The sequence below is a fragment of the Microbacterium proteolyticum genome (genome assembly GCF_029639405.1).
Classification (GTDB): Bacteria; Actinomycetota; Actinomycetes; order Actinomycetales; family Microbacteriaceae; genus Microbacterium.
In genome coordinates, this window is the sequence record NZ_CP121273.1 from 66,803 (window position 1) to 88,553 (window position 21,751).

Annotated in this window: 23 protein-coding genes; 17 read left to right on the plus strand and 6 right to left on the minus strand. The window is 65.6% G+C overall.

Features of this window, described 5'->3' with window-relative positions:
* Positions 1-56 precede the first annotated feature (56 nt).
* The 8 genes from resB to P8R59_RS00450 all read left to right on the plus strand — a co-directional run bounded on the left by resB (position 57) and on the right by P8R59_RS00450 (position 9,755).
* The gene (gene resB, locus P8R59_RS00415; RefSeq protein ID WP_278100885.1) at positions 57-1,592 is read left to right on the plus strand and encodes a cytochrome c biogenesis protein ResB; all 1,536 of its coding nucleotides are present in this window, start codon (positions 57-59) and stop codon (positions 1,590-1,592) included.
* A 10-nt stretch (positions 1,593-1,602) separates the two neighbouring features.
* Positions 1,603-2,529 carry a cytochrome c oxidase assembly protein gene (locus P8R59_RS00420; RefSeq protein ID WP_076677849.1) on the plus strand — a complete coding sequence of 309 codons (927 nt, stop codon included), beginning with the start codon at positions 1,603-1,605 and terminating at the stop codon, positions 2,527-2,529.
* A complete protein-coding gene (gene lnt, locus P8R59_RS00425; RefSeq protein WP_239278247.1) occupies positions 2,526-4,091 on the plus strand; it encodes an apolipoprotein N-acyltransferase in 1,566 nt (521 codons plus the stop codon). Before P8R59_RS00420 ends, lnt begins: the two co-directional genes overlap by 4 nt.
* A gap of 824 nt (positions 4,092-4,915) precedes the next feature.
* On the plus strand, positions 4,916-5,506 hold the full coding sequence (locus P8R59_RS00430; protein WP_239278236.1) for a copper resistance CopC family protein: 591 nt from the start codon (positions 4,916-4,918) through the stop codon (positions 5,504-5,506).
* A gap of 535 nt (positions 5,507-6,041) precedes the next feature.
* The gene (locus P8R59_RS00435; protein WP_239278227.1) at positions 6,042-6,368 is read left to right on the plus strand and encodes a M23 family metallopeptidase; all 327 of its coding nucleotides are present in this window, start codon (positions 6,042-6,044) and stop codon (positions 6,366-6,368) included.
* A 146-nt stretch (positions 6,369-6,514) separates the two neighbouring features.
* Complete coding sequence (locus P8R59_RS00440) at positions 6,515-6,817, plus strand: DUF4307 domain-containing protein (protein ID WP_239278225.1); 303 nt, start codon at positions 6,515-6,517, stop codon at positions 6,815-6,817.
* A gap of 11 nt (positions 6,818-6,828) precedes the next feature.
* Positions 6,829-7,812, plus strand: coding sequence for a c-type cytochrome biogenesis protein CcsB (gene ccsB, locus P8R59_RS00445; protein WP_256334329.1), 984 nt, complete (start codon positions 6,829-6,831; stop codon positions 7,810-7,812).
* Between the two features lie 110 nt (positions 7,813-7,922).
* A complete protein-coding gene (locus P8R59_RS00450) occupies positions 7,923-9,755 on the plus strand; it encodes a cytochrome c oxidase assembly protein (protein WP_181373634.1) in 1,833 nt (610 codons plus the stop codon).
* Between the two features lie 71 nt (positions 9,756-9,826).
* On the opposite strand, the gene P8R59_RS00455 is transcribed toward P8R59_RS00450, so the two are convergent.
* Positions 9,827-10,498, minus strand: a complete 672-nt coding sequence (locus P8R59_RS00455) for a cation diffusion facilitator family transporter (protein ID WP_076677837.1) — start codon at positions 10,496-10,498, stop codon at positions 9,827-9,829.
* A complete protein-coding gene (locus tag P8R59_RS00460) occupies positions 10,495-10,872 on the minus strand; it encodes an ArsR/SmtB family transcription factor (RefSeq protein WP_076677834.1) in 378 nt (125 codons plus the stop codon). Before P8R59_RS00460 ends, P8R59_RS00455 begins: the two co-directional genes overlap by 4 nt.
* Positions 10,873-10,961: 89 nt before the next feature.
* Here P8R59_RS00460 and P8R59_RS00465 point away from each other — a divergent pair, with 89 nt between their 5' ends.
* The 8 genes from P8R59_RS00465 to P8R59_RS00500 all read left to right on the plus strand — a co-directional run bounded on the left by P8R59_RS00465 (position 10,962) and on the right by P8R59_RS00500 (position 18,727).
* Positions 10,962-11,243, plus strand: coding sequence for a metal-sensitive transcriptional regulator (locus P8R59_RS00465; RefSeq protein ID WP_058233655.1), 282 nt, complete (start codon positions 10,962-10,964; stop codon positions 11,241-11,243).
* 28 nt (positions 11,244-11,271) lie between these two features.
* Positions 11,272-11,595 carry a cation transporter gene (locus tag P8R59_RS00470; protein WP_058233654.1) on the plus strand — a complete coding sequence of 108 codons (324 nt, stop codon included), beginning with the start codon at positions 11,272-11,274 and terminating at the stop codon, positions 11,593-11,595.
* Complete coding sequence (locus P8R59_RS00475) at positions 11,592-13,898, plus strand: heavy metal translocating P-type ATPase (protein ID WP_083709106.1); 2,307 nt, start codon at positions 11,592-11,594, stop codon at positions 13,896-13,898. Before P8R59_RS00470 ends, P8R59_RS00475 begins: the two co-directional genes overlap by 4 nt.
* Positions 13,895-16,045, plus strand: a complete 2,151-nt coding sequence (locus P8R59_RS00480) for a heavy metal translocating P-type ATPase (protein WP_083709105.1) — start codon at positions 13,895-13,897, stop codon at positions 16,043-16,045. Before P8R59_RS00475 ends, P8R59_RS00480 begins: the two co-directional genes overlap by 4 nt.
* A 92-nt stretch (positions 16,046-16,137) precedes the next feature.
* Complete coding sequence (locus P8R59_RS00485) at positions 16,138-16,542, plus strand: four-helix bundle copper-binding protein (protein WP_058233652.1); 405 nt, start codon at positions 16,138-16,140, stop codon at positions 16,540-16,542.
* 90 nt (positions 16,543-16,632) lie between these two features.
* Complete coding sequence (locus P8R59_RS00490; RefSeq protein WP_160897564.1) at positions 16,633-17,100, plus strand: DUF6153 family protein; 468 nt, start codon at positions 16,633-16,635, stop codon at positions 17,098-17,100.
* Between the two features lie 88 nt (positions 17,101-17,188).
* Positions 17,189-17,791 carry a DUF305 domain-containing protein gene (locus tag P8R59_RS00495; RefSeq protein WP_058233676.1) on the plus strand — a complete coding sequence of 201 codons (603 nt, stop codon included), beginning with the start codon at positions 17,189-17,191 and terminating at the stop codon, positions 17,789-17,791.
* Between the two features lie 63 nt (positions 17,792-17,854).
* Positions 17,855-18,727: a F510_1955 family glycosylhydrolase gene (locus tag P8R59_RS00500; RefSeq protein WP_278100873.1), complete on the plus strand. Its 873-nt coding sequence runs from the start codon at positions 17,855-17,857 to the stop codon at positions 18,725-18,727.
* An 81-nt stretch (positions 18,728-18,808) separates the two neighbouring features.
* Here the strand turns inward: P8R59_RS00500 and P8R59_RS00505 are convergent, their stop codons facing one another.
* From P8R59_RS00505 to P8R59_RS00515, 3 genes are read right to left on the minus strand one after another with little or no spacing between them, the layout of a single operon-like run.
* The gene (locus P8R59_RS00505; RefSeq protein WP_278100874.1) at positions 18,809-19,336 is read right to left on the minus strand and encodes a signal peptidase II; all 528 of its coding nucleotides are present in this window, start codon (positions 19,334-19,336) and stop codon (positions 18,809-18,811) included.
* Positions 19,333-19,944, minus strand: a complete 612-nt coding sequence (locus tag P8R59_RS00510; protein WP_160897565.1) for a cadmium resistance transporter — start codon at positions 19,942-19,944, stop codon at positions 19,333-19,335. The genes P8R59_RS00505 and P8R59_RS00510 overlap by 4 nt, the downstream gene beginning before the upstream one ends.
* Entirely contained in the window at positions 19,941-20,267 is a 327-nt protein-coding gene (locus P8R59_RS00515; protein ID WP_058233674.1) for an ArsR/SmtB family transcription factor, read from the minus strand. Before P8R59_RS00515 ends, P8R59_RS00510 begins: the two co-directional genes overlap by 4 nt.
* 412 nt (positions 20,268-20,679) lie before the next feature.
* On the opposite strand from P8R59_RS00515, the gene P8R59_RS00520 reads away from it, so the two are divergent.
* The gene (locus P8R59_RS00520) at positions 20,680-20,883 is read left to right on the plus strand and encodes a hypothetical protein (protein ID WP_138173529.1); all 204 of its coding nucleotides are present in this window, start codon (positions 20,680-20,682) and stop codon (positions 20,881-20,883) included.
* Between the two features lie 133 nt (positions 20,884-21,016).
* Here P8R59_RS00520 and P8R59_RS00525 read toward each other — a convergent pair whose 3' ends face one another.
* Positions 21,017-21,721, minus strand: coding sequence for a TetR/AcrR family transcriptional regulator C-terminal domain-containing protein (locus P8R59_RS00525; RefSeq protein WP_239277153.1), 705 nt, complete (start codon positions 21,719-21,721; stop codon positions 21,017-21,019).
* Between the last annotated feature and the right edge of the window lie 30 nt (positions 21,722-21,751).

Sequence of the window (21,751 nt, forward strand, 5' to 3'; positions counted from 1 at the left end):
AGGTAAAGCTGGATGGCAAAGGGTGGCTCCGCTGGACATGGCGCCAGCTCACCAGCATGCGCACCGCGCTCATCCTCCTGCTCTCCCTCGCCCTGGCCGCAGTACCCGGCTCACTGTTTCCTCAACGAGGCGCCGACCCCAACGGCGTCATCCAATGGGAGCGCAACAACCCCGAGTGGTTCCCGTTCCTCGACGCCGTCGGATTGTTCGACGTTTACTACTCGCCCTGGTTCTCGTCCATTTATCTGCTGCTGTTCGTATCCCTCATCGGGTGCGTCATCCCGCGGGCGAAACACCACTACCGCGCTCTCAAAGGACAACCGCCGCGCACACCCATCCGGTTCGCTCGACTCCCCGAACACCTCGAGCGAGCCATCCCCGGCGAGCATCTCACCCCCGCGGCAGCTTTGGATCTTGCCGAAACAGAACTCGCCCGGCGTCGCTATCGCGTCCGCCGCTACGACGGGAAGGGGTGGACCTCCGTTTCGGCCGAACGCGGGTACCTCCGCGAGACCGGCAACCTGCTCTTTCACATCGCCCTGGTCGGCGTGCTCGTCTCCGTCGTCGTCGGCAAGGCGTTCGCCTACACCGGCCAGCGCGTCGTGGTGGAGGGGACAACCTTCGTCAACACCCTCAGCGACTTCTCCTCCTTCGACCCCGGCCGTTTCGCGGACGGATCCAACCTGACGCCGTACTCCCTCACGCTGGACCGTTTCGACGTCACCTACCAGCCAGCAGGCTCCCCTGGCGGTGGGCAAGCGGGCGACTTCGCCGCCAACGTCACGATCAGATCCCCCGGAGCAGACGACCGAACCGAGCGGGTGGTCGTCAACTACCCCATCACTGTAGGGACCGACCGCATCCATCTCCTCGGAAACGGTTACGCGCCTACCCTCACCATCCGTGACGCGGAAGGTCAGATCGTTTATAGCGACTCACTACCCTTCCTCCCGCAAGACTCCAACATGACCTCACTAGGCGTCGTGAAAGTTCCGGATGGCTTGCCGCAGCAGCTCGGGCTGATCGGCTTTTTCTACCCCACACAGGACACCTTGCCCTCAGGTGCCGCCACCTCGATCTACCCCGACGTAATCAACCCCGTCATCACCCTCAACGCATTCGCAGGCGACCTGGGCATCGACGATGGAACCCCCCGTTCCGTCTACGCCCTGGAAGTTGACCAACTCACCCAGCTCACCGGCGGCAACACCGGACAGGAATCCATTGAACTCAGGCCCGGTACCACCGGTGCGCTGCCCAACGGGTGGGGCACCATCACCTGGGAGGAAGCCGACGGTGCTCCGGTGAAACGGTTCGCGTCCCTGCAGATCCAACGCGACCCCAGCAGCGGCTGGGTCCTCGCGTTCTCTGTGCTGGCCTGCGTCGGGCTGTTCACCGGACTTCTCATACCTCGCCGCCGAATCTGGGTGAAAGTCCACCACTCGGCGACCACAACCGACTCGACGATCCACGTGGAGTACGCCGCCCTCGCCCGAGGAGACGACCCGGGGCTTGCCCGCGCGGTCCAGCACCTAGCGGAGGCTCACACAGAAGTGTGTGAGCGGGCGAATACGGCCGCGCAGCCACGATAGGTCCACAGCTATGAACGCCCCCCTCGACCTTGGCGACTACCTGCTGCCCGCAGCGCACCCCTTTACCCTTTTGCCGGGCGCCGCAACGGTGATGGCCACCATCTACCTCCTCGGGGCGCTGCGTCTGTGGCGGCAGCATCGACGGTGGTCGGTGTTGCGCACGGTGAGCTTCGTCTCCGGCTGCGCAGCCCTCGCCGCCGTCACCGGCCTCGCTGTAGAGGACTACGGCAAAGCCCTGCTTTCGGTGTTCATGTTTCAGCAGCTGACATTGATGATGGCCATCCCACCGCTGCTCGTGCTCGGTTCCCCGGGAACCCTTCTGCTGCGTGCCACCCCGCACCGCGGCGTCGGAAAAAGTGTCCTCAAAGTGGCGCACGGCGCGTTGCGGTGGCGAGGGTCAAGATGGGCCCTAAGCCCCTGGGTCGCATTACCCGCCTACCTCGCGGCCTTCTACGGCCTGTACATCGCAGATCTGCTCGATCCCGTCCTAGCCCTCCCCGGCGGTCACACCGCCTTAGAATCGGCGTTCCTGATCAGCGGGATCCTGTTCACCATCCCGGTGCTCTCCACAGATCCACTACCGGTCCGCATGAGCCACGGAGGACGGGCACTCGACCTTTTCGCTGAGGCAGCGTTGCACGCCTTCTTCGGGGTGTTCCTCATGATGGCGACCAGTCTGGTAGTAGGAACATTCGCTGAATCGACCATTGCCCTAGGGATCGACCCCATCGAGGACCAACGCGTAGCCGGCGGTCTTGCATGGTCCTATGGCGAGGCGCCCACACTCATCATGATCCTGATCGTGATGCACCGGTGGTTCCGGCACGACTCCGTTCGTGACGCCGCCGCAAGCAGATGGGCGGACGCGCACGGGGATCCAGAGCTCGACGAGTACAACGAGTACCTGCGCCGTCTAGAGAAAGGCGGGTCCGCATGACAGCACTTCGAGGGGCAACCGGCGCGCTGCGCATGCCCTCTATGTGGACCAGCGGCACGGATTCCTTGCCCGTGACGGCGGCGTTGCCCTTGGCGGCAGCGGCGGGGTTGCTGATGGATGCGGCCACACCGGACCTCGGATGGTGGCCGCTTGCTTTCGTGAGCGTGACGATCCTGCTCGCGGCTCTCCTCGGAAGAGGCACGCTCGCTTCCTTCGTCGTGGGTTGCGTCTTCGGGGCCGTGTTCAACCTTGCCCACCTCGTATGGGTGGCGCAATTCCTCGGACCAGTGCCCTGGTTGGCCCTCAGCGCCCTGCAGACAGTCCTGATCGGTGTCAGCAGCATAACCATCACCCTCACCTACCGTTGGGTGAAGGTACGTAGGCTCGGCGGGGCCTTAGACCTGCTGGGTATCCCCGCGCTGGTAGCAGCCCTGTGGGCCGCGCGGGAAGTACTTGTCGGAATGTGGCCGTACTCGGGCTTCCCCTGGGCACGGGTAGGAATGACGCAAGTGTCGGGACCATTTCCTGAAGTGGCGTCCTGGGTGGGAACGACGGGTGTGACCTTCCTCGTCGTGGGCGTGTGCGCCGCCCTCGTGCAGGCCCTCAGACCGGGGCGTCGCACTCTGCGTGCCGGCGTGCCGGCGCTCGTGGGAGTCCTGCTCATGGCGGTCACACCCCAGTACGCCACCCGGAGTATCGGAACGTTCACCGTCGGGTGGGTCCAAGGCAACGGGCCGGCAGGCTATTTCGACGACCGCAACGAAGGCGACATGCTCCGAGCCCAAGCATCAACATCGAAAACGATTCGGGGCCAGCAGATGGACGTGCTCGCCTGGCCAGAGGGCTCCGTGGACATCGACCCGGCGTCTTCAGAACCCACACGTCGAGTGCTGAGTGAAATCTCCGCCGCGTACGGTGCCCCGCTCCTAATGAACGCCGCAACCACGAGAGGCGAGCAAACGTTCAACTCAACCATGCTGTGGACGACGGACGGTAGCGAGCAGAGCTACGACAAACTCAACCCCGTCCCGTTCGGCGAATACGTGCCCGACCGGTGGCTGTTTGAACGTCTCGCACCTGACCTTGTCAGTCTGATCCAGAGGGAGTACACCCCAGGCAGATCGGCGCCAGTGATGGATATAGGAGGCACCCGCGTCGGGCTGGCGATCTGTTTCGACGTCATCTACGACGACGTGATCTTCGATGCAGCACGGCAAGGCGCGCAGGTCTACATCTTCCAGACAAACAACGCCGACTTCCGCGGAACAGACGAGAACGTGCAGCAGCTCGCCATCGCGCGAATGCGAGCCATCGAAACCGGGCGCGCAGTGGTCAACGTCTCCACCGTGGGAACAAGCCAAGTGATCAACCCCGATGGGTCGACCGAAGAGACCATCGGGGTGGACACGGCCGCTGGCCGAGTGAGCGAGGTGCCGCTACGGGCGGGGATCACGCCGGCGAGCTGGCTCAGCCCCACCATCGAAATTGCAATGGTCGTTGCATCGGCCGGTGTGCTGTTGTGCGTTCGTCTGCGCATCCACGTTCGTGCGCGGAAACGGTGATGAGCTGGACAAACGGCAGACCGCATCGCGCACCCCGCGCGAGCAGCGCACGCTTGGCCTCCGATGCCAGGCTGCCCCGGCTTGGCTGTGACGGCCAGTTCGGATTGGTACCATCGCTGCGATGCCGGTAAGCACGGGACGCGCCCCACTTGGGGCCAGTACCGCCTCCGTCGTGAGAATGAGGATCATCGCCAGCCTCGTCCTAATCTTGATGTGTCTGCTCGCTGTATGGTCAAGCAGCCACTCTGATGCTTCCACGACCTCCGATGCGGCGTCCGCGACCCACACGTGGGAGAGCGATCAAGGTAGTCGAACAGTCCTCGATGAGCCCGCCGGTGACGTTGTCAACAGCCTGACGCAGGCTCTCCCAGCGGCGGCCGTAGCGCTATGCCTGGTAGGCGTGTGTGTGGCGGGAATGCTGCTGGAGCATCGCTTCCGTCTCATGCGGTCGAATCTCAATGTCATCCGCTCACCTCGACGCGATCAGCCTCACGTTTTACGTACCGTCCGCTCACACACCACGACGCTGAGCTTGACCGAACTGTCTCTCTCACGGACCTGACCCGTACCGGGGCTCCGAAAATCACACCTTCTCGGCTGATCTGACGCCAACGAAGTTGTAGTCGAACGCAACTTCCCACCCCTTCGGGCGCGGCCGTACAGGTGCACTCGGAGCGTTTCTGATCCGACGCTCGACGACTGCCGTGGGCGCCCAATCCCCGGGCGCCGCAGTCCCACTGAAAGACGCCATGCACACACTTTTCGCCCCCCGTTCGCCTCGCTGGTTCGCAGCCGCCGGCATTGCCGTGGCGGCACTATCCCTGATGTTCGTTCTACCCGGTTCGCCGCCGGCTCGTGCTCACGACGCTTTGGTCCAGTCCTCCCCAGCAGCGGACTCAGTCGTCTCAGCGACGCCCGCTGAGGTGTCAATGACATACAGCGGGGAGGTCTTCGACGCCTCCAGCGCCATCGCGGTCGAAGTGATTGACTCCTCAGGAGCGAACGTTGCACTGACGCCTCCGGTCGTCGCTGACACGACGGTGACCCAGGCAGTGAAGCCAGTCACGTCTCCAGGCGTAGTCACGGTGCGATGGCGCGTGGTCTCCAGCGACGGTCACCCCATCAGCGGTGAGTACGCGTTCACGGTTGACGCTCCCGTAACGCCCACGGCGTCCGCCGAACCGGACCCCTCTGCAACCACGGGTGCCCCCTCCTCATCTGAGCAGAGCCCGGCCATCTCGTCGACACCAGAACAAAGCGCGACAGCAGACGCCGTGGCGGAGGTCGAAGAGCCACGGAGCGGAATCGGTCTTCCGCTGTTAGTGACTGGCGTCGCTGTCGTCATTCTGGGCGCGGCGGCGCTTGTGCTTTTCTCGTCCGGACGGCGTCGACGACAGCAGCAGGTGGGGCAGTGAAGGAACACCGTCAATGAGCAGTGAGATTTGGTCGACACACCAGTCACGCCCTCTAACGCGCAGGGAACGGCGCCACGCTGATGAGTTCAGGATGCGTGAGGCGCGGAGCTCCCACGGTCCTGAGGCCGCGCGCGCAATGCGCGCCCGCCCGCTTGTTGCGAGTGCGTTGGCGCTGGCGCTCATGTGTCCTCTGGCGCTGCCGGCGTACGCGGCCTCACCTGTCACGGACTCCGAGCCGACCTTGCAGCAAGCCGCTGCGGACGACTCACAACAATTCACCGTGTCCTCCGCGCTCCCCGCTTCGCCCCTGGACAGGCAGAGCTACGCAGCGACGTCTCAGGAAGAAATTCATCAGAAAAAGGCGCGAGAGGCTGCGGCGGCCGCGGCCGCCGCAGCACGCGCAGCTCGGCCCGCTACCACCTTCGCTGCTGAACGCGCAGTCCCCGTCCTCGCCGCCGGTAGCGGGGTTGTGCGCTGGCCATTGACCTCGACGTTCAGAGTCACGGACCAATTCGGAGCAAGAGGCGGGGCGCACATGGGCACCGACATGGTGACCGCGGGCGGCACGCCAATCTACGCGTCCGTGGCCGGGACAGTCGATGTCTCGAGCGAGAGCTATGGCGCCTACGGCGTCGCTGTCACCGTTGAGTCCGTCGTCAACGGCCAACGTATCCGGGCCGTCTACCCGCACATGCAGTACAACACCCGGCAGGTCGGCAGCGGCCAGGAAGTGCAGGCGGGCCAACTCCTCGGACTCGTCGGAAGCACAGGCCGCTCCACCGCAAACCACTTGCATTTCGAGGTGTCCGTCAACGACGTCACCGTGGATTCCCTGGCGTGGTTGGAAGCGAATGCTCAGTGACTAAACGCGCCATTACAAAGCGCGGCGGCAGGCGCCGCGCCGCACCGCAGCGAACGGCACTGCAAAAGAAACTCGACGATCGATACGGCCGCACTTCGCTTCCCTGGCGTCGCCGAGCTTTCTGGATCAGTGTTGCTGTGTTCGCGGTGGCTGCCATTGCCTACCTGGTCTGGATCACACTTCAAAATAGCTTGGACGACATCTCCATCGCCGAGACCGGCTACCTCGTCGTCGATGAGCGGGCTGTGACGGTGTCCTTTCAAGCCACCCCTCCCTCCGGCGCACGGTTCGCGTGCGCCATCCAAGCCCTGGACGAGGATTTCGGCGTCGTGGGGTGGCGGGTCGTCGAGTACGCCCCCTTCCCCGAGACCACTCGATCCTTCACCGAGCGCGTTCCGACTCTCGCCCTGGCAACCACCGGCACCGTCAAAGAGTGCTGGACAATCTAAGGATTCCACCCGTGACCGAATCATCCGCCCTCACCCTTGATGGGCTGTCCCTGCTGATGGTGTGGACGGCCATCGGCGTTTACGCGCTCGCCTTTGCGGCGTATGCCATCGACCTTGCCGTGCGCGTGTCTCGCGTCGAGGCGCCCGCTGCGGAACTCGTGACGGTCGGGGACGTGGCTCCACCGGTGGCGCCCCCGGCGGCCGCGGTGCAATTGCAAGTGCCGCCACGTGAGCGCGAACGTCTCGTATGGGCACGTATCGGAACCGCCCTCACCATTTTGGGATTCGCGCTGCAGCTGAGCGGGGATGTCCTCCGAGGCATCGCCGCAGCTCGTGTGCCGTGGGCGAACATGTACGAATTCGCACTCACCGGCACTCTTCTCATCGTCGGCGTGTTCCTTTTCGCCCTTCGGCGGTACGACCTGCGTTTCCTCGGCTCCTTCTTGCTTGGGATGGTCGTCCTTCTTCTGGGTGGTGCGACCTTGGGGTTCTACGTCGAGGTCACCCCTCTGATGGACCCGCTGCGTAGCGTGTGGCTTGTCATCCACGTCTTCGTGGCCTCCCTTGCGACTGCGCTGTTCGCCATCGCGTGCGGCCTGTCCGTGACGCAACTTCTGCAACACCGGCGTGAGAGTCGCCCCTCCGTCAACACGCGGCGGGGCCTGCTTCGAACCCTGCCCACCTCTGAAGATCTGGAAGCCCTGGCTTACCGGTTCGCCATCATTGGCTTCATCTTCTGGACCTTCACCCTGATTGCCGGCGCGATTTGGGCAAACGACTCCTGGGGACGCTTCTGGGGTTTTGATACCAAAGAGGTGTGGACTTTCATCATCTGGGTGCTGTACGCCGGGTACATCCACGCTCGTGCCACCCGTGGATGGCGCGGTAACCGTTCTGCGTGGCTGTCTATCGTGGGGTTCGCTGCGGTGCTGTTCAACTTCACCGCCGTGAACATGTTCTTCAAGGGTCTGCATGCCTATTCGGGGCTGAACTGATGCCTACTTCCGGCGCTAAGCTCGGGCACGCCCACTCGACGGTAAGGGTGGGGGCACCTGGCTCCACGCGGCTTCCGTCTCTGCAACCGCGCCGGTGGAACGTGTACCGCGTGATTGCGCTCATCATCCTCGTCGTCAGCGCAGTCGCTGCCTTGGTGTGCGCTCTCGCAGTCGGCGGTGGCGCTGCCCCCTTGCAACTGGCCGACGCCGGGCCCCTCGCACGGTGGGGGCTGCCAGTGTCAAAGCTCGTCGTGAACATGAGCGCCGCGGGAATGGGAGGGGCGCTCTTTGTCGCCTTGTTCTCGTTGCGCGTCGAACAGCGCGGGTTTGAATTGGCGTTGGATGTTGCTGCGCTATCTGCCGCCATCTTCACCGTGGCATCTGCTGCTACTGGCTTCTTCAGCTTCATGGTCATCTTCAACCCCGCTTTGAATGCCGGTCCCGAATTTGGGTCTCAGCTTGGCCGGTACCTCGTGCAGACCGAGGGGGGACGTGTGTGGTTGATGACGACCATCGCGGGTGCCATTCTCGCGGTGCTCACATTTGCGGTGCGTTCGTGGGGCGGGACAGCAACCGTGGCACTTCTCGCGCTGGCAGCGCTTGTCCCGATGGGAACACAAGGCCATTCAGGTGATGAGGCCTCTCACCAGCAAGCCACGACAGCCATCGTCATACACCTCATCGCCGCAGCGGTCTGGCTCGGTGGTCTGCTGCTGCTGGCGATCATTCGTTCCGTCACTTCCAAGAGTGAGATGGCGACAGTTCTGATGCGGTACTCCACCATCGCCGTTATTGCCTTCGCGCTCGTCGCGTTCTCGGGCACGGTTCGAGCCGCCATCGGCCTAGAAACTCTCGGTGCTCTCGCCTCCCCTTACGGCCTCATCCTCATCGTCAAGGTTGTAGCCCTCACCGCCATCGGTGTTCTGGGGGCGATCTACCGACTGCGTCTACTCCGAAGGATGCGCGCCAACCCCAGCGACGCCAAGACTTTCTGGCTGCTGTTGTGTGCGGAGTTGGGATTGATGGGGATGGCTAGTGGAGCGGCTGCCGCTCTCGCGAGAACACCGCCGCCGATTCTCCCCGAACCTGCAGGCGCGCTCACACCCGCTGAGGTACTCACCGGCGCTCCGCTACCTCCTGAGTGGACTATGTCGCGTTGGTTCACGGCGTGGAGCCCCGACCTGCTGTGGTTAGTTGCCGCCGTGCTCGGACTCATCTTCTACGTGAGCGCTGTGCTGCGGCTAAAGGCGCGTGGGTACCGATGGAACCCCTGGCGGGCGACCGCGTGGGTGGCAGGGACGCTCCTCTTGGTATGGGTCACTAGCGGAGCGTTGGGCGCTTACCGTAGCTACATCTACAGTGCGCACGTTCTTGGGATAGTCATTCTCCTTGTCGGGGTGGTGCCCCTTCTCGCAGCCGGGGCGCCAATCGAGCTCGCCCGCAAGGCAGCCCATCGCCGCGAAGACGGCAGCAGGGGAGGGTATGAATGGGCGCAGGTGCTCATGCATTCGCGAGGTGTGCGTTTCGCTTCGGCACCCGTGGTCGCTGTCCCGGCCACCGCGATGTTGATTTGGCTGCTTTTCAGTTCTGACCTCCTCCGTTGGACAGTAGGGGATCTCCTAGGGCGGCAAATGGCGACGGCAGCAACCCTCGTCGTGGGATCTCTGCTCGTGCGTGGCTTGATAGGTGGTGACGGGTCCAGCCGCCGGCCGACACAGATGAAGCTGCTGATGGTCGTCGGTTTAGCTGTGGCGATGGCGGTTGTATCTGTGTACATCTCTACTGCCGGTCTAGTAGCCGCCGACTGGTTCGGTGCGATGGGCCGCACCTGGGGTAGAGCACCAGCCGAAGACCAAGACTTCGGTGGAGTGGTGCTGGCTGCTGGCTCCGCGATCGCGGTCGTTCTGGGTGGGTGGGTGGTGTTCCTCTCCCGTGCGCGGTAGAACGACGTCCTAGATTCCTCATGCGGCGTGCGACAGAAGCCGTCATGGCTGATCTGAGGTGCTCTACCCGCTCAGCGGTGATGGTCGTCGTCGTGCTCCTCCTCGAGGAGCATCCCCACGGAGGTGGCGCAGGCGTCACCGCGCCATGCCTCGATACCCTCTCGGATTGCGAAGGCGGCGATGACGAGTCCGGCGATCGCATCGGCCCACCACCAGCCGAACAGGCTGTTGACAATGAGGCCGACGAGAACCGCGGCGGACAGGTAGGTGCAGATGAGGGTCTGCTTGGAGTCGGCCACAGCGGTTGCCGATCCCAGCTCGCGGCCCGCGCGTCGTTCCGCCAGCGAGAGGAATGGCATGATGACGACGCTGAGCGCGGTGAGCACGATTCCGACAGTGGAGTGCTGCACGTCGACCTGGCCCACGAGCGCGAGCACCGACGTCGCGGTGACGTAGGCGGCGAGGGCGAAGAACGCCACGGCGATGACGCGCAGCGTGCCCTTCTCCCACCGCTCGGGGTCGCGGCGGGTGAACTGCCAGGCCACGGCTGCCGCCGAGAGGACCTCGATCGTGGAGTCCAGGCCGAACCCGATCAGCGCAGCCGATGAGGCGACGGTGCCGGCGGTGATCGCGACGACGGCCTCAATGAGGTTGTAGGCGATCGTCGCGGTGACGATCCACTTGATGCGGCGTTGGAGAGTGTGCCGGCGGTCGTCTGTGGGGCGAGAGGTCGTGGTGGTCATGCGCAGGTGCAGCTTTCTCCGGCGCAGCAGCCCGGTTCGACATAGAGGACGACGCGTAGCAGCTCGTCCAAGGCGGGTGAGAGGTGAGAGTCAGCAAGCCGATACCAGGTGCGCCGCCCATCCGGCACAGCCTCCACGAGCCCGCACCCTCGAAGGCACGCGAGCTGGTTCGACATGACCTGTCGGGAGACGCCGAGAGCGTCCGCTAGGTCGGAGGGGTAGGCGGGTGCTTCCCGCAGTGCCAGCAGCACGCCCGCGCGCGTGGAGTCGGAGAGCGCGTGGCCGAGGCGCGCGAGCGCGGCGGTATGCGTCACGGTGGCAGTCGCAGTGGCTGTGGACACGTGTCGACAGTACAGGACTTGCTGAATAATCATCCCCGGTTGGGCGGCCCACTCCGGTGGACGCGCGCAGGGGGATGAATAGGAGTGTTGCGCTACATACCCTAGGGGGGTATGGTATCTAGGTGAACGGATACGAGGGCAACAAAGACGACCTCCAGAAGCGGCTGCGTCGCGTCGAGGGTCAGGTACGAGGGATCGCCCGAATGGTCGATGAAGACAAGTACTGCATCGACATCCTTACGCAGGTCTCCGCCGCGACGAAGGCTTTGGAGACGGTTGCTCTATCCCTGCTCGGGGATCACCTCCGCCACTGCGTCGCGGAGGCGAGCGCAGAGGGCGGCCAGGTTGCCGCAGAGAAGATTCGTGAGGCCAACGACGCGATTGCACGGCTCGTCCGTTCCTGATCCCGCACCGACCCCAGAGGAGCAAATCATGACCGACCGCATCGACCTCGGCCTGAAAGACACCAACGCCGGCTGCGCTTGCTGCGCCACGTCCGCAGCGACAGACGCACCCGCGTCCACCGCGGCGACGGTGACAGAAGACGTCCTGGTGACCGGAATGACATGCTCGCACTGCGTGTCGAGCGTCACGGAGGAGCTGACTGCGATCGACGGTGTCGAGAATGTCACGGTAGACCTCAACGCCGGCGGTACGTCGCGCGTCACCATCCACAGCTTGACCCCGATCGATGCCGCCGCAGTGCGGGCCGCGGTGGAGGAGGCCGGCTACACCCTGGCCGGCGCACCCGCATGAGCGCGGTCGACGTCGAACTCGATATTTCCGGGATGACATGCGCGTCGTGTGCGACCCGGATTGAACGCAAGCTGAACAAGCTTCCCGGTGTGGAAGCAACGGTGAACTACGCCACCGAAAAAGCACGTGTTCGCGGGAACGACGTCGACCCTGCCACCCTGATCGCCGCCGTCGAATCCGCGGGGTACCAGGCGGCTCTCCCCGCACCGCCACCGAGCGGTGATATCGATGAGAACACCCCAAACCGAGAGGACGGCGAGGTCGGGGCGCTACGGCGGCGTCTGCTGATTAGTGCCGCCCTGTCGCTGCCGGTGGCAGTGTTGTCGATGGTCCCGGCGTTGCAGTTCGAGTACTGGCAGTGGCTTGCCCTCACTCTCACCGCCCCGGTGGCGGTCTGGGGCGCGTGGCCGTTCCACCGGGCCGCGGCCGTCAACGCCCGACACGGCGCGGCGACCATGGACACCCTCATCAGCGTTGGCGTCATCGCCGCATTCGGGTGGTCCCTTTACGCGCTGTTCTTCGGTGGCGCAGGCGTGCCCGGCATGACGATGACGTTCACCCTCGTCGGTACCCCGCAGGCCGGGGGCCACGAAATCTATCTGGAAGTGGCCGCGCTGGTCACCGTCTTTATCCTGGCCGGGCGGTATGCCGAAGCGCGCGCGAGGAAATCATCGTCGGAGGCGTTACGGGCGCTGCTGGAGATGGGCGCGAAGCACGCCACGCAGCTCGTCGACGGCGCCGAACGGATGGTGCTGGTCGCGCAGCTGTCGGTCGGAGACACTGTGCTCGTTCGACCGGGGGAGAAGATTCCCTCCGACGGGCTGGTGATCGATGGTGCCTCCGCCGTCGATGCCAGCATGCTCACCGGAGAATCAGTCCCCGTCGAGGTGACGACTGGGTCGCGTGTCGTAGGAGCGACGGTGAATGTCGGCGGCCGCCTCACCGTAGAAATCACCCGGGTCGGCGCCGACACCGAGCTCGCGCGCATGCGCCGGCTGATGGAGGAAGCCCAAACCGGCAAGGCCAAGGTGCAACGCATCGCTGACCGGGTGTCGGCCGTGTTCGTCCCGATCGTCATCGGACTTGCCGCCGCCGCCTTCGTCGGCTGGATGATCGCTGGGGCATCGCTGGAACAAGCGTTCACCGCCGCGGTCGCGACACTAATCATCGCGTGCCCGTGCGCGCTTGGCCTCGCCACCCCCACCGCCCTCTTGGTGGGCACCGGCCGGGGCTCGCAGCTGGGAATCTTGATCCGTGGACCGCAGGTGCTGGAGCAGACCCGCACCGTCGACACCATCGTGCTCGACAAGACCGGCACCGTGACCACCGGCAAGATGACCGTCACCACCGTTCACCCCGCCCCTGGTGTCACCCGGGACGAGCTGCTGCGGGTCGCCGCTGCGGTCGAGGCGGGCTCCGAGCATCCCGTCGCCCGCGCGATCACCGCCACCGCGCCTGGTGCATATGCGGACAGCTTCGCCTCGCACGCCGGGTTCGGTGTGCAGGGGATCGTGGACGGCGCCGCGGTGGTCGCGGGCCGCGCCTCCTGGCTGGCCGAGCAGTGGGGCATCCACCCACCGTCGGAGGCCGCAGCGGAGCTGAACACGCTCGCTCGTACCAGTACCGCAATCGCGGTCGGCCGCGACGGGCGGTACCTGGGCGCGATCGGCGTGGCGGACACGGTGAAGCCGACCAGCTCGACCGCCATCGCACTGTTCCGCGCACTCGGGCTGCGCCCGGTGCTCCTCACCGGCGACAACGACACCACGGCCGCACGGATCGCCGCTGAGGTCGGCATCTCCGACGTGCACGCCGGCGTCACCCCCGCCGGGAAGCTCGAAGTGATCCGCCGGCTCCAAAACGATGGCCACGTGGTCGCAATGGTCGGTGACGGCGTCAACGACGCCGCGGCCCTCGCCGCAGCCGACCTCGGCCTTGCGATGGGGGGCGGCACGGACGCGGCGATCGCCGCCAGTGACATCACGATCGTCTCCGGCGACCTGACCGTCGTGGCCGACGCGATCCGACTCTCCCGCCGCACCCTCCGCACCATCAAGAGCAATCTGTTCTGGGCCTTCGCCTACAACGTCGCCGCCATCCCGATCGCCATGGCCGGGCTGCTGAACCCGCTCGTCGCCGCGGCGGCCATGGCGCTGTCGTCGGTGTTCGTCGTGACCAACAGCCTCCGGCTGCGCCGGTTCCGCCCCGAGCCGGCACCCGTGCACATCGCCCGCACTCCCATGCCCCAACCGAACCTGAATCGTGCGCCGTGGCGGCGCACCCAGCGAAGGAGGCTCCCATGAGCCAGCACGAACATCACAACCACTCGGCCCGCACGAACCACCAGGGCCACAACGCTCCGGCGGCAACGGCAGTACACGACCACGTAGCGATGGGCCACCCGCACGGCACGGATGATCGGGCACCTGCGGCGGGGCACGCCGGGCACGGTCACGCCGACCACGGCGGTCACGCCGGTCACGGTGATCACGTCGCCCGGTTCCGGCGGCTGTTCTGGATCATGCTGGTTCTCGCGGTGCCGGTCGTGGCTTTCTCCAGCATGTTCTCGATGCTGATCGGCTACCCGCTGCCGGACGCGGCGTGGGTGGGATGGGTGTCCCCGATTCTCGGGACCGTCATGTATGTCTGGGGTGGCGCCCCGTTCCTTACCGGCGCCGTCAGCGAGCTGCGCGCCCGCAAGCCCGGCATGATGCTTCTCATTGCCCTCGCGATCACCGTCGCGTTCCTCGCGTCCTGGGGGGCAAGCCTCGGGCTGTTGCACCACGAGTTGGACTTCTGGTGGGAGCTGGCGCTGCTGGTCGTAATCATGCTTCTCGGGCACTGGATCGAGATGCGATCCCTCGCCCAGACCACCTCCGCCCTCGACTCCCTCGCCGCGCTCCTGCCCGACGAGGCCGAGAAGGTGGACGGGGAAACCACCGTCACCGTCGCCCCCGCTGAGCTGCAGGTCGGTGACGTGGTTGTGGTCCGCCCCGGTGGGCGGGTTCCCGCGGACGGGCGGATCGTGCAGGGCTCGGCCAGCATGGACGAGTCGATGATCACCGGAGAATCCCGCCCCGTTCGCCGCGGCGACGGCGATCAGGTCGTCGCCGGCACGGTCGCCACCGACTCCGGAGTTCGCGTAGAAATCACCGCGGTCGGGCAGGACACCGCCCTCGCGGGCATCCAAAAGCTCGTCACTGAGGCTCAAAACTCCTCCTCTCGCGCGCAGCGGCTCGCGGACCGTGCTGCGGGGTGGCTGTTCTGGTTCGCGCTCGGCGCGGCCGCGGTCACCGCCTTGGTGTGGTCCCTGGTGGGATTCCCCGACGAAGCGGTCATCCGCACCATCACCGTTCTGGTCATCGCCTGCCCGCACGCCTTGGGACTGGCGATCCCGCTCGTCGTGTCGATCGCCACGGAGCGTGCCGCGCGCGGCGGTGTTCTGATCAAGGACCGTCTCGCGCTGGAAAGCATGCGCACCGTCGACACGGTGCTGTTCGACAAGACCGGCACACTCACCAAGGGAACGCCGGCCGTCACCGCGATCGACCCTGCCGAAGGGGTCGATGCAGACGAACTGCTGGCCTTGGCCGCCGCCGCCGAGGCGGACTCTGAACACCCCCTTGCTCGGGCGATCGTGAACGCCGCGAAAGAGAAGCAGCTCACCGTCCCCTCCTCCAACGACTTTGAATCGTCACCGGCCGTCGGTGTCCGCGCGCAGGTCACCGGGCGCACCGTCCAGGTCGGCGGCCCCTACATGCTCGAGCAGGAGAAGGCCGCTGAGCGGTCGATCGCGAACGAGTGGCGCAACGAGGGTGCGATCATCCTCCACGTCCTCATCGACGGGCAGGTGGCAGGAGCGCTGCGCCTGGCGGACGAGATCCGCCCTGAATCGCGCGCCGCGGTCGACGCGCTGCACCAGCGGGGCGTGCAGGTGGTCATGATCACCGGAGACGCCGAAGCGGTTGCCGCATCCGTCGCCGCCGACCTCGGCATCGACCGCTACTTCGCCGGGGTCCGCCCCGAAGACAAAGCATCCAAGGTCAAGCAGCTTCAGAACGAATCCCGCAAGGTCGCCATGGTTGGTGACGGGGTGAACGACGCACCCGCCCTCGCGCAAGCCGATGTCGGTATCGCCATCGGCGCGGGCACCGATGTCGCCATCGCGTCCGCCGGGGTCATCCTCGCCAGCGACGACCCCCGCTCCGTGCTGTCCGTGATCGACCTGTCGCGGGCCAGCTATCGGAAGATGAAGCAGAACCTGTGGTGGGCCGCCGGATACAACCTCGTCTCCGTCCCCCTCGCCGCCGGAGTGCTCGCCCCTATCGGGTTCGTCCTCCCCATGTCCGTCGGAGCGATCCTGATGTCGCTGTCCACGATCGTCGTCGCACTCAACGCGCAACTTCTTCGCCGGCTCGACCTCAGCCCGCAAGCCGTCGCCGCGAAGTAGTTTCCCCGCGCCCGCAACCCCCGGGTCGCGCTCGGCGCCCGCTTTTATCGTGGCAGGCGCCGGGGACGGTCCCCGGGAAAGGACCAGCGACCATGACTGCTGTTGACCAGATGCTCACCACGCACCCCAAGGCCGGAACCATTGACGCTGCGGACGCCCTCGCCCGCTGTATCCAGGCGTGCATCGAGTGCGCGCAGACCTGCACCGCGTGTGCCGACGCTTGCTTGTCGGAGGACATGGTGGCCGAGCTGGTGACGTGCATCACCAAGAACGCCAACTGCGCCGACGTATGCGCCGCGACCGGTGCGGTGCTTTCTCGACAGACGACGATGGACGCCGATGTGGTTCGCGCTGTTGTGGAGGCGTGCCGCACCGCGTGTGCCTCCTGCGCGCAGGAATGCGAGCAGCACGCCGACATGCACGAGCACTGCCGCGTCTGCGCAGAGGCGTGCCGTCGCTGTGAGCAGGCGTGCACCGACCTTCTCGCGGCGTTGTAACCGCGGCACACCAACGACCCACCCCGACGGGTCCAGAGCCCGCCGTCACTGCCGGGAAAAGTTAGCCTAGAAATCCATCAGGAGGTGAGAATGTCGCTGATTGCCCTTGCACACCAGTTGCGTGGCCAGCGCGCGGTCACCCGCACCCTCCTGATGATGGTGGCTGTCGTCGGCGCCGTCATCGCGGGGCTCCTGGCCATGCACTCCCTCAACACCCACGCCACCACCGCCGGCCACGGCGGCACGGTGGCCGTCAGCGCCGAGCCGGCACCACCCAGCGCCCACCACGACGCCTCTCCCGGTACCGCAGCGGTGAACACCACCACCGCCGCCACGGATCATGCAGGCTGCACCGGCTGCGGCGACGATCACGCGATGACCTGGATGGTCTGCGTTCTCGCGCTGCTTGTCAGCGTGATCCTGTTCGCGCGGCTGCGCATCGGCTGGCGGATCACCCTGCGAGACGACGTACTCGCCATGATCCACCCCCGATCGCCCGCATCGGCCCACCCGGTTCCGCCACCCTCACTTACCGTTCTCTGCATCAGTCGCACGTGATGACGCGTCCGCCCGCCTCCATGCGGGCAACGCACCTTCCGGCTCGACAACCGTCGCGCCTCATCACTGACTAATGGAGAACACCACCATGAACACCCGCGCCGCGGCGACCGCCGCGCTCACCCTCACCAGCCTTCTCGTCCTCGCCGGATGCTCCGGCGGAACCACCTCCGGCGGCAGCATGCCCGGAATGGACCACGGAAGCAGCAGCAGCGCTACCCCCGCGCAATCTGCTGACGCCAACGAAGCGGACGTCATGTTCGCCACCATGATGATCGAGCACCACACGCAAGCGATCGAGATGTCCGACACCCTCCTGGCCAAAGACGGCATCGACGAGCGGGTGACCGCGCTGGCGGAGCAGATCAAGGCCGCCCAGGAACCTGAAATCGCGCAGATGGAAGGCTGGTTGGAGGACTGGGGCGCCAGCGCCCCCGACACCGGCAGCATGGACCACGGCGGCGGCATGATGAGCGAAGAAGACATGCAGTCGCTCGAGCAGGCCACCGGTACGGACGCTGCCCGCCTGTTCCTCCAGCAAATGATCGAGCACCACCGCGGTGCGATCGAGATGGCGCAAGAAGAAACCGGCAACGGCCAAAACAGTGACGCCGTCGCCCTGGCCAACCAGATCGTCGAATCGCAAACGTCCGAGATCGCCACCATGGAGGAGCTTCTGGCCACTCTCTGATCACCCGTGGTGGGGTGCGAAAACCACCGCGCCCCACCACCCGATCAGACGAAACGCACCCCCATGCAGCACCACCACACCAACCTCACCGCGCCGGGCTCCCGCACCCGCGCCCTGTCCTTGGCCGCCCTCGTCCCCATGGTCGCGCTTGCTCTCGCAGGCTGCGCCACTTCACCGTCCCTCACCGGTGACGACCACCCCGAGCAGCCGCTCACGCACGTGCACGGCATCGTTGATGACCCCGCCACCGATGGATTCCTTATCGGAACCCACGAGGGCATCTTCACCGTCACCCGTGACGGTGAGCTGGGCGCCCGCCTGGCGAAGACGGACTTCGATGCGATGGGCCTGACCGTCCTCGACGACACACTCGTGGCATCCGGCCACCCCGGTCGGACCACCCCGCCCGAGCTGGGAGCCCCCAACCTGGGCATCATCCGAAGCTCCGACAACGGGCAGAGCTGGCAACCCACCGCATTCACAGGCGAGAAAGACTTTCACGCCCTCGCCGCGGACCCCCGCGGAACGCTCTACGGCGTCGCCACCGACGCCAATGAAATGCTCACCAGCACAGACGGCGGTGTCTCCTGGCAGCCCACCGGGGCACCCGTCTATGCCATGTCGCTTGCCGTTGACGCAGCGGGGCGAGTGATGGCCTCCACCGCGGACGGTCTGCTGGTCAGCACCGATCGGGCTGCCACATTTCAGGCGTGGCCGGATGCTCCCCTTCTTGCCGGGCTCAGCGCCTCCCCGGACCACAACCGCGTGGTCGGTATCGGCACCCAGGGACGGATCTGGGCCACAACCGCGGGAGCGCAGAACTGGTTCGAAGTCGGAACGATCCACGGCACCGCCCAAGCCGTCACCATCACCAACAACGGCGACATCCTCGTCGTCGATGACAGCGGCCTGAGCCTCATCCCCTACCAGCAGTAACGCGCATCGCGGCGGGCACCGCCCTCCGCCACCCGCGAAGGGCCCGCACGAATACCCGTGCGGGCCCTCCTCGTTCCCAGATCAGCCGCGGTGCTGGGAACCGTCACCGGTGCTCCCGCTGATGGGAGCGTGGTCTCGACGGAGCAGATACAAGGCTGCCCACCCGAGCAGGCCGAGGGTTGTGAAGATGTCAGCCACGTTGAAGATGGCGAACCAGTCGACAGCGATGAAGTCGACGACCTCTCCGCTGAGCGGTCCGGTTTCAGCGCGTGTGGTGCGGTCCCACAGGTTGCCGATCGCGCCGCCGGCGGCGGCAGCCAGCAGCGCAGTAGCGCCCATGCTCTGCCTCCGCAGCACTCGGATGACGATCCACGTGAGCAGCGCGGCGACAAGGACCATAACGCCGACGACAAGCGGCGCTCCTACATCGCCGCCGAGACCGAATGCGACCCCAGGGTTGAACACGAGGCGCAGGGATACGCCCAGCCCAAGGTCGATATCACGGCCTCCGTCGAGGTAGGACAGGGCCCACGCTTTGGTGAGTTGGTCGACCGTGAAGGCGGCAACTACGGCAGCAGTGGCAGCGAGGAGGCGTGTGAATCTGCTCACGACAGGACTTCGATGAGGCGAACGATCACGCCGGACTCGATCAGGATGTACAGGCCCAGCCCGATGAACACGGCCGGCACGAGCCAGTGCTCGATCTTCTCGAGGGCTTCTGTGACGGCTTTGCTGGTACCTACGAAGCGGGCGACAAGGCACCACACGGCGACCAGGACCAAGAACACGATGATGGTGACGATGGTGTCCGGAACAGGGTTGGTGCGGAACACAGGGGTGTACAGCGAGATGTTGTCGGCGCCGTTTGCGATGGTGATGCCGGCAACTCCGAGCAGGCCCCCGGCGCTGATGGAGCTTTCGTCGTCGCCGTCATCGTCGCCGCGACGTCGGAGCGTACGAATCAGCCCGTAAACACCGATCGCAAGTGGGACCAGGCCCAGCAGCCCGACCCATTCGTCCGGGACGATGGTCAGGCCCGCGGCGGCGAGGCTGCTGATTGCGACCAGGGCGATGAAGCCGAGGTACTGCCCGGCCACGACCTTCCATCCCGGGAGGGCTCCGCGTGCGGACGCGAGAAACAGAACGGTGAGGACGACGATGTCGTCGATGTTCGTCGCCGCGAACAGGCCGATGGCGGCCACGATGGTTCCGATCATCGGGCGTCGCTCCCGTACGTCTTGCACAGATCGACCTTGAAACCCGTCGCGGCGAGGAGTCGCTCGGCCGCTTCGAGAACATCGATCACCTCAGGAGTGGAGACAGAGTAAAAGTTCTGCCGGCCCTCACTGCGGGCAACGACAAGCCCGCATTCGCGGAGGCATCCAACGTGCTCCGACACGGTCGATTGCGCCAAGCCGAGCTCATCGGTCAGGTCCCTCACCCGAGCTTCACCGGCTGACAGCCGACGCAGTATCGACAGGCGACTGTGATCGGCAAGAGAGTGGAACAGGGAGACAGCAGCTGCAAGATCTTGTGTCATCGTCACTCGCCGATCATATCGGTTTTCACCGATGAATACCGGGCGTGCAAAACCGATCGGTTTTGCACCACCCCCGAGGTCGTCGGCAAGATCCCGTGGATTGGCGGGTAGATGTGATGCGAAACCCCGGTGCGTGTGAGCTTTGGCGCTCCTCCGCGGCGTTCTGTGATCGCTTTATGTCGGCTGATTGGAGAGAGAAGTGTCCTGCGATGAAGGAAGTCGCTTCTACGGCGGGTTGACCGCGGCCGCCGTCCAAAGGCTTACGCCTCTGGCGATGGAGCGCGCCACGTCTTCACTCCGGTGACGTCGAGTGCAGCGCTTTGATCAGCGCCGCCTTATTGAGGCGGTAGTACTGGGGATTTTCTGCGCCTTGGCGCGCTCACGCAGCTCGGCCAGTGTCGACTCAGTGGGCATGTTCGAGGTCGACATGCGCGACGGCAGCGGCTACCGCAGCTTCTGGATCCACTCCGGCGTCCCGTTACAGTTCCTGTTCTTCGCCACCCAGTACCCACCCATCAACCGGGCCTGGGTGGAGGCGATGTTGACCGCGGCGAGCGGACCCCACGGCCTCACCCTGCTGCCGGAACCACCGGCCGAACAGCCTCCGCCTGCCTGAACATCGCCTCAACGCGGCTTGGCGTTCCAGCGGGGCTCGCCGGAACGGCGGGGACCTCATTGCACGGGTGCGGGGAGGACCGTCAGGTCTCGGAGCCCCCCTGACGACATGCTGCCTGGCCCGGGACCACTGGTTACTGTGACAGTTCGCGGTCGAGCCGGTCCAGGAGCACTTCGAGGGACACTTCGAATTCTTCTTGGCTGCGGTCCTGACTGAGCAGGGGACGCAGCCGCACCACTTCATCGGCGTTGTCCAGCGAGATGCTGCCGTCGTGTTGCGGGATGCTCGCGTCCCCTTCGTCCAGCGGTTCCTCCACCGGGCCCGTCTGAGCCCCACGGACCGCGGATTCCAGAAGGAGTTGTCCGAGCAGGAAGCTGCTGAAGGACCGGTAGGCGCCGACGGCCTGCGCGTCGGTGAACCCTTGGCCGATCAGGGCGGTCAGGAACGTGTTGACGACCTCGACGCTGCGCAGCGGAGGGCGCAGCCAGGGCGCCGCCGGGTGCCGGGTGGCCACCAGGGGGAAGGCCATGGGGTGGTCCATCGCGATCCGGCGGACCTCGTGGGCAACGGTCTGCAAGAAGGCCTGCCAATGCGCCCCGGTCTCTTTCTCGAGCGCGGATGTCAGGTCGCTCATCAGCAGCGCGACCACCGCCTCAAGGAGGTCCTCCTTGCCATGCACGTGCCGATACAGCGACATCGCTTCGGTATCCAGTCGGTGCGCCAGGGTCCGCATCGACAAGCCCTGCGCGCCCGATTCGTCGATCATCTCCAGCGCGTTCTTCACGATCAGCTCGCGGCTGAGTCCTTTGGGCGACGATCCCGCCGCGCTTTTACTCACAAAGCACCTCCATGTCAATCCTCGCCTCAC

Coding starts and splice junctions, on each gene's coding strand:
- resB (WP_278100885.1), top strand. CDS start 57: ATGCGCACCGCGCTCATCCTCCTGCTCTCCCTCGCCCTGGCCGCAGTA.
- P8R59_RS00420 (WP_076677849.1), top strand. CDS start 1,603: ATGAACGCCCCCCTCGACCTTGGCGACTACCTGCTGCCCGCAGCGCAC.
- lnt (WP_239278247.1), top strand. CDS start 2,526: ATGACAGCACTTCGAGGGGCAACCGGCGCGCTGCGCATGCCCTCTATG.
- P8R59_RS00430 (WP_239278236.1), top strand. CDS start 4,916: ATGTTCGTTCTACCCGGTTCGCCGCCGGCTCGTGCTCACGACGCTTTG.
- P8R59_RS00435 (WP_239278227.1), top strand. CDS start 6,042: ATGGGCACCGACATGGTGACCGCGGGCGGCACGCCAATCTACGCGTCC.
- P8R59_RS00455 (WP_076677837.1), bottom strand. CDS start 10,498: ATGACCACCACGACCTCTCGCCCCACAGACGACCGCCGGCACACTCTC.
- P8R59_RS00460 (WP_076677834.1), bottom strand. CDS start 10,872: ATGATTATTCAGCAAGTCCTGTACTGTCGACACGTGTCCACAGCCACT.
- P8R59_RS00470 (WP_058233654.1), top strand. CDS start 11,272: ATGACCGACCGCATCGACCTCGGCCTGAAAGACACCAACGCCGGCTGC.
- P8R59_RS00475 (WP_083709106.1), top strand. CDS start 11,592: ATGAGCGCGGTCGACGTCGAACTCGATATTTCCGGGATGACATGCGCG.
- P8R59_RS00480 (WP_083709105.1), top strand. CDS start 13,895: ATGAGCCAGCACGAACATCACAACCACTCGGCCCGCACGAACCACCAG.
- P8R59_RS00485 (WP_058233652.1), top strand. CDS start 16,138: ATGACTGCTGTTGACCAGATGCTCACCACGCACCCCAAGGCCGGAACC.
- P8R59_RS00490 (WP_160897564.1), top strand. CDS start 16,633: ATGTCGCTGATTGCCCTTGCACACCAGTTGCGTGGCCAGCGCGCGGTC.
- P8R59_RS00495 (WP_058233676.1), top strand. CDS start 17,189: ATGAACACCCGCGCCGCGGCGACCGCCGCGCTCACCCTCACCAGCCTT.
- P8R59_RS00500 (WP_278100873.1), top strand. CDS start 17,855: ATGCAGCACCACCACACCAACCTCACCGCGCCGGGCTCCCGCACCCGC.
- P8R59_RS00510 (WP_160897565.1), bottom strand. CDS start 19,944: ATGATCGGAACCATCGTGGCCGCCATCGGCCTGTTCGCGGCGACGAAC.
- P8R59_RS00515 (WP_058233674.1), bottom strand. CDS start 20,267: ATGACACAAGATCTTGCAGCTGCTGTCTCCCTGTTCCACTCTCTTGCC.
- P8R59_RS00520 (WP_138173529.1), top strand. CDS start 20,680: ATGTTCGAGGTCGACATGCGCGACGGCAGCGGCTACCGCAGCTTCTGG.